General features: G+C 46.7%; 7 protein-coding genes. 1 reads left to right on the forward strand and 6 read right to left on the reverse strand.

The features are described from left to right. Window positions 1-201: 201 nt before the first annotated feature. From RIG27_RS17055 to RIG27_RS17075, 5 genes are all read right to left on the reverse strand, one after another. Window positions 202-1,488, reverse strand: a complete 1,287-nt coding sequence (locus RIG27_RS17055; protein WP_446347073.1) for a glutamyl-tRNA reductase — start codon at window positions 1,486-1,488, stop codon at window positions 202-204. A 295-nt stretch (window positions 1,489-1,783) separates the two neighbouring features. Beyond that, on the reverse strand, window positions 1,784-2,824 hold the full coding sequence (gene glpX, locus RIG27_RS17060; RefSeq protein WP_446347075.1) for a class II fructose-bisphosphatase: 1,041 nt from the start codon (window positions 2,822-2,824) through the stop codon (window positions 1,784-1,786). A 152-nt stretch (window positions 2,825-2,976) separates the two neighbouring features. Next, a complete protein-coding gene (locus tag RIG27_RS17065; RefSeq protein WP_446347077.1) occupies window positions 2,977-3,897 on the reverse strand; it encodes a class I SAM-dependent methyltransferase in 921 nt (306 codons plus the stop codon). A 227-nt stretch (window positions 3,898-4,124) separates the two neighbouring features. Beyond that, window positions 4,125-5,132, reverse strand: coding sequence for a diguanylate cyclase domain-containing protein (locus RIG27_RS17070; protein WP_446347079.1), 1,008 nt, complete (start codon window positions 5,130-5,132; stop codon window positions 4,125-4,127). Window positions 5,133-5,134: 2 nt separating this feature from the next. Beyond that, window positions 5,135-5,263: a hypothetical protein gene (locus RIG27_RS17075; protein ID WP_446347081.1), complete on the reverse strand. Its 129-nt coding sequence runs from the start codon at window positions 5,261-5,263 to the stop codon at window positions 5,135-5,137. A gap of 444 nt (window positions 5,264-5,707) precedes the next feature. On the opposite strand from RIG27_RS17075, the gene RIG27_RS17080 reads away from it, so the two are divergent. Then, window positions 5,708-5,872 (forward strand): hypothetical protein, encoded by a 165-nt coding sequence (locus RIG27_RS17080; protein ID WP_446347083.1) that lies wholly within the window; start codon window positions 5,708-5,710, stop codon window positions 5,870-5,872. A gap of 103 nt (window positions 5,873-5,975) precedes the next feature. On the opposite strand, the gene RIG27_RS17085 is transcribed toward RIG27_RS17080, so the two are convergent. Next, window positions 5,976-6,245: a hypothetical protein gene (locus tag RIG27_RS17085; protein ID WP_446347085.1), complete on the reverse strand. Its 270-nt coding sequence runs from the start codon at window positions 6,243-6,245 to the stop codon at window positions 5,976-5,978. Window positions 6,246-6,402: the final 157 nt, after the last annotated feature.

Genomic DNA, 6,402 nt, shown 5'->3' on the forward strand with positions numbered 1-6,402 from the left:
CGCTTCAATTTCTATCACCTCCTGCTATAATTATAGCAGTATAAAGTATATATTGTCCCCAAAAAACAAGTTTTTTCACTGGCGATTCATCCCACGCTCAATCGAAGATTAGAGCGTAGGGCTTCTCGCCGGATAAGCTAAAAAAAGAGAGGAAGGATATTTACTCAGTATCCCCCTCCCCATTTTCTTCAGGTCTAACGCTTAACCAAACTGTTCTTCAATCTCTAAATTAAACAGCGTTTGCAGCGTCTGCATCGCTTGGCGTCTGGCTTCAATATCCTGCTGCGCCCTTAACTGCACCATCGGATCATGGAGGATTTTATTCACAATTCCCCGTGTCAGCGCTTCGATGATTTCTTGATGTTTATCGGCAAACTCTGAACCTAAGCGAGATAGGGCTTTTTCTAATTCCTGCTCCCGGATACCTTCGACTTTCTCCCGTAGACTACTAATAGTACTCACGGTTTCTAGCGATCGCCACCAAATCTCAAACGCTTCTACCTCTTGTTCCAGTAAGTTTTCCGCTTCCATTGCCATCTGACGGCGGCTTTCGGTATTTTGCGCCACCACTGCTTTTAAGTCGTCCACATTAAAGGCTTGAACCTGTTCAAGTTCATTGACATCAGCATCCACATTACGCGGTACGGAAATATCAAATAGCATTAAGGAGCGATTGGGATCAAGATGGTCTTCCAGTTTAGCCCGATTCAGAATCGGTTCCGTCGCACTGGTACTCGTAAACACCATATCCGACTCCGGAATTACCTCCATCATTTCAGATAAAGGATGTACCGTTATCGGAGCATTCTCAAACTGCTTTGTCAACTCTTCCGCCCGTCGAGTTGAGCGATTGATAATGGCAATTGACTCAGCCCCTTTAGAAAGCAGGTGCTGCACCAGCAAACGCGACATCTTCCCAGCCCCGATAATTGCTACTCGGTAAGCCGCCAAGTTTTGCACTTCCATCTGGGCGAGTTCCACCGCCGCCGAACTAATCGAAACCGCCCCGGTACCAATGCTGGTTTCGGTGCGGACTCGCTTTCCGGCGGTAATCGCTTGTTTAAACAGTCGATTCAACAGGCGTCCAATTCCCTTATATTGCTGACCGATTTTGTGGGTATGCTTGACTTGCGATAAGATTTGTCCTTCGCCTAGGACTAGACTATCAAGTCCCGCTGCGACGCGCATCAGGTGCATCACCGCATCCTGATGTAACAAAATAAACAAATGGGGGCGTAATTGATGCAGGGGTACATGAGAGTTATCCGACAGGAACTGACTGACTTCACGAACACCCTTTTCCGTTTCCGCCGCCACAATATAAATTTCTAGGCGATTGCAGGTACTGAGGATCGCCACTTCTTGAACATGGGGGTAGCTACAGAGTTGTTGCACCGCCCCTTCTATTTGGGCTTCGGGAATGCTTAGTTTTTCCCGGACTTCAACGGGCGCTGTTTTGTGGCTTAAACCTACGACTGCAATATTCATTGTGTTCTCCAAATCTCTGTCGTTGGGTTGGGTCAACTATCAGGCTTGTTTTTTTTAAAGATAAAGAAAATTGAGAAATTTTTCTGAACGGGATGAACAATTGGGCATAAGTTCACAGATTCAGAGATGAAATTTTTTACCTGGGGGAAATCGATTTGCCCGTTAATCAACGCTAAGCCAGAGTAAGTAGCATTATCATTGCTTATACTCTGGCTTTAACGCTTTTCTCTGCTCTCGATGACTAGAATTCGAGGCGGAGAAATCCTGCAACAAACAATGGATAAATTTACAGTATTTATCGCAGTTGCAGGGTCTTCGGTTGATCAAACAGATGGACAGTATCCACAAATCGAGCCGTCTTCGACTGGGTGGAAATAACCAGACTTTGAGTCCGTGCCCCCCCGTGGAAGAGTCGTACCCCTTCCATCAAAGTACCCGGCGTAATCCCACAAGCGGCAAATAGCACGGTGTCACCCGAAGCTAGCTCATGAGTATTGTAGACCTTATCAGGGTCGTGAATGTCCATTTCTTTGAGCCGCTCTAGGTTCCCCTCTTTGCTTTCACCAATCAAACCCGTCTGTACAGTTGCTGGGTCATAAATTAGCTGACCTTGGAAATGTCCTCCTAAACAGCGCATCGCCGCAGCAGAGATAACGCCTTCGGGTGCAGCACCAATACCCATCAGAGCATGAATATTTGTCCCGGAAAAGGCACAAGAGAGAGCCGCAGAGACATCTCCGTCACTAATTAGCCGAACTCTCGCACCAGCCGAGCGGATTTCCTCAATCAGTCCTTTGTGGCGATCGCGCTTCATGACCACGACCACAAGTTCCTCAATTGCGCGATCCAGACACTCGGAGAGAATTTGCAGGTTCTCTGTTGCCGATTTATTGATATCGACATGATTTTTAGCCGCAGGAGGCGCAGCTAGCTTTTTCATGTAAAAGTCAGGTGCAGCAAACAGCCCTCCCTTCTCAGAAATGGCTAGCACCGCCATTGAACCGGGTTGCCCATAAGCCACCAAGTTCGTCCCTTCACAAGGGTCAACGGCAATATCGACTTCAATCAGTTCATCGGGATTACAAAAGTTCTTCGCATCCGGTTGGTTACAGATGCCCACTTGTTCACCGATATACAGCATCGGGGCTTCATCTCGCTCCCCTTCGCCAATCACGATGCGACCCCGCATGTGAATGTTGTTCATCCGCTCCCGCATGGCTTCGACTGCCACATGGTCAGCGGTGTTCTTATCCCCTTTGCCCATCCATTTGGCAGAGGCAAGTGCTGCCTGTTCGACAACTTCAATAATTTCTAGTCCTAGCGTAGTTTCTAGCACGAAGCTTTTCCTCTCAACTGCTTAGTTTTTCCCTGGTGTTATTTACTGTCCCCAGTCTAAAAGTCTATCAGAGACGGGGATCTCCTCGAAAGAATGTCGAGTATTGGTTTATGTTAAGTTTTGCTACGATTAGGTGGTTCAGAGGTAGCGTGCTACGTCTCGACTTGGGTAATGATTGTCCGATGGCGGGGACTATTCGGCTTGATAGTTGGTGGCTGGAATCCTGCTTCCGCGATCGCTTGCTCAATATCCAAGGTAAAATAGTCGTCAAAGTAAGGCTCAGTGCTTTTGAATAAGGTAAAAACGTAAGCTGGCATCGTCGCATACACCTGAGACTGAGGATTCATATCCATCAGGGTAAGATAGCCACCAGGACGTAATAACCGCCGTGCCTCCCGTAGGATTGCCTTTGCCGCCGTTTGGGGTAATTCGTGGAATACCAAGAAGATAGAGACTAAATCATAGGAAGCATCCGGTAAACCTGTCGCTTCAGCCGCCGCGTGTTTCCAGTTAATTTCTGTATGATGCTGTTTGGACTTATATTCGGCAACAGCTAGAAAATAAGGCGATAAGTCTACACCCGTCATAGTTGCCTGGGGATAAATCTGTTGTAGGGCAAAGGTACTCATCCCCACACCACAGCCCAGATCCACAATATCTTGCGGCTCAGTTGCAACGTGCTTTTGCACCAACTCATGGTAACTCTGTCGCAGTTTCGCGTCTCCTTGAAGCCTATCTTCAGGATAGAGATTGGCATGAACAGCATAAGCCGCTACTTCTTGTTCAAAGGCTGCATCCCACTGAAGATTTCCCTGGTTATAGGCATGGAAGGGGCGCAAATAATAATCCGGGTAGGTTAACTGGGGGTTTTGGACTTGATTCAGATAACTATCCCAGTCTAGAGAACGTAACTCATTGACCTGTTTCGTCCAAGGTACGCCAATTTTTTCCGCTCGCTTGACAATCATCTTACGAGCTTGCTGCTTGGCTAAATTGGCTAAAGGTTTAATGGCAAGGAAACCATTCACCAAGCGCGAGGCTAATCGGGGTGTTGTGTTGACCGTAGTCGTCATAATAGTTCTTAGCGATTATCTGTTTTGAGGATTAGCATGTACACAATATTGGCAATCCTACGATATTTAAGCAACAGCATACCACCCCCCTACACTCAACTTTCCTATTGACAAAGTGCTACGCTCTGTAAGTTTGTGGAAATAAACTCAACTCTATTAAATTGTGTAAATAGCCCTCAAATTATTACATAAAACAAATGACAAATGACCAATGACGAATGACAATTCTAAACTTTCGCCACATATCGATTACGCCCAGAGGCTTTCGCTTGATACAAAGCCATATCCGCTTCAGCAACTAGCTTAGCTGGTGGAGTATCAGGCTCAGGATAAAGACTGGCAACACCTAAACTGAGGGTGACATATTCACTGACGGCTGAAGCCGTATGGGTAATCTTTAAACCATGAACCAAACTGCGTAATTCTTCAGCCACTAGAGATGCACCAATCGTGGTGGTATTGGGTAACACAATCGCAAACTCTTCACCGCCATAGCGAGCTACTAAATCCACAGAACGTTTGGCACAAAAACGCAAAGCATCAGCTACCCTTCGCAAACAGGCGTCACCGGCTTGATGACCGTAGGTATCATTATATTTCTTGAAAAAGTCGATATCACATAGAATCAGAGACAAGGGCGACTCTTCTCGAATCATGCGCCACCACTCATCATCAAGGTATTGATCAAACCGACGGCGATTGGCTACACCCGTTAGTCCATCTAATGTGGCTAAACGTTGTAACTCTCGATTGGCTTGTTCAAGTTGTTGATAAAGCTGAAACTGTTGAATTAAACGCCGTACTCGTTGACGCAAAACGGCTAAGTGAATCGGTTTGGTGATATAGTCAGTAGCACCAACGGCAAAGGCGCGGTCAACGGATTCTGGATCATCCAGATTGGTAATCATTAACACCGGCGTTTGGGAAACTCCCTGTAACCCTTGAGCCTCCAAATGTTCGCTATCGGGTGATGTCTCGTCTTCGTCTGAGAGTTTTTGTAAGTGTTTGCAACAGGTAAAACCATCCATGACCGGCATCAGGGCGTCTAGCATGACCAGATGCGGTTTAAGACGCTGATAGACGTCCAAACCCTGTTCGCCGTTGGTTGCTTCAACAACTTTATAGCCTTCTTTTTCCATAACTCGGCGTAAAAGTTCTCGTATAAACTGGTCATCATCAACCACCAAAATGGTTGGTGGTTCTGGTGGTTCTTCAAGCAAAGAAACTAATTTCATCCTTAAGAATGCTGATATTGCCGTCTTGGGGTCTGTAAAATTGATGTGACCCGTTGATACTCAGCCTCTAGCTGGCAAAACTGCGCCAGTGCTGCCATGGGATCACCATACTTGCTTATCTGTTGTAGCATCTGACGAAACGGGTAGATTTTCCTAGTTCCTAAAATCCCATGACTTCAACCTGTCAATTTCATCAACGGTTTCGCGGGAGTTCCCACCCTCAGCAGATCCTTCCCAGGCTCAGGAGGGTGTGTCCTGGATTCACCCAGTCAAGAGAGATTCTGGGTTCCTACATTTAAGCTGAACTAGAGAAGCGTTCAGCAGTGATTACCCCTTACCAACTCATGCCCTATTCATGTACAGACCGTCCATGGAAGGTCTCTACTGACAGGTTCCCTCTGCCAATCCGCGTCTTCACAAAGTAAGGCGCGGTTCATGAATCGAGTCTCTATACGTCTGTTGAGGATAGGTGTAGCATGGATGCCATTAACCTGAGGCATGTTCCAGGGAATGATTGATCACCTCCAAATCGAGAGAAAGAGTATCTTTCCCTACCATAGCCTGAAGCAATTGCCATGTCTCTGGGTGGAATGGCTGAATTGTTGGAGTTGTTGACTGGCTATCGTGAATTTTACCGGCAGATGCTGTTCAACGAGTCAGACTCAGCACCGTCAGCTCAAATGTCTGTGGTTAATCGGATACAAAAAATAATCGTTTCTGTACCGATCGCACGCTGGTGACACCACCCAAGCATCAATCCCGGTTCGGGAGTGTAATGCTAGAGCGTCGGTGAGTTGACCAAAATCTGGCAGATGCTATATCTCTATTATTATTGCTTGATATTTAGAGATGATTCAAGTAAGTCAATTCTAGCTCTTTTTCCCAGCTTGGTACTCCAAGCGATTTTTCACGTTGTCTATTGTAGTTTTCCGGGACTGACCATTGAGCCAACCCTTTTCCGGTAATCGCCGTGCCTTGCTTAAACTCTTGGGACTGACGCTGTTGGCAACCCAAGTCCCTGTAACGGCAAACCCCCAACCCCTTCTCAAACCGCGACGCCTGAATCCCGGTGATACCATAGGGTTGATTAGTCCAGCAGGTCTGGTTGACCAAAAGACCGTTGATGAATTTACAGAAAAGCGATGGTGCAGGTTCCCTCGCGATTCATCCGAGGGATGAAACCGAGCAAGTCGTGAAGACAGGGGGATTTATCCCGCAATAACCTCCTCAAGTGATATAATAAAACCCATTACAGGGAGGTAGTATTCTT

Source organism: Coleofasciculus sp. F4-SAH-05, from assembly GCF_040222985.1.
In the GTDB taxonomy this organism is placed as follows: Bacteria; Cyanobacteriota; Cyanobacteriia; order Cyanobacteriales; family Coleofasciculaceae; genus Coleofasciculus; species Coleofasciculus chthonoplastes.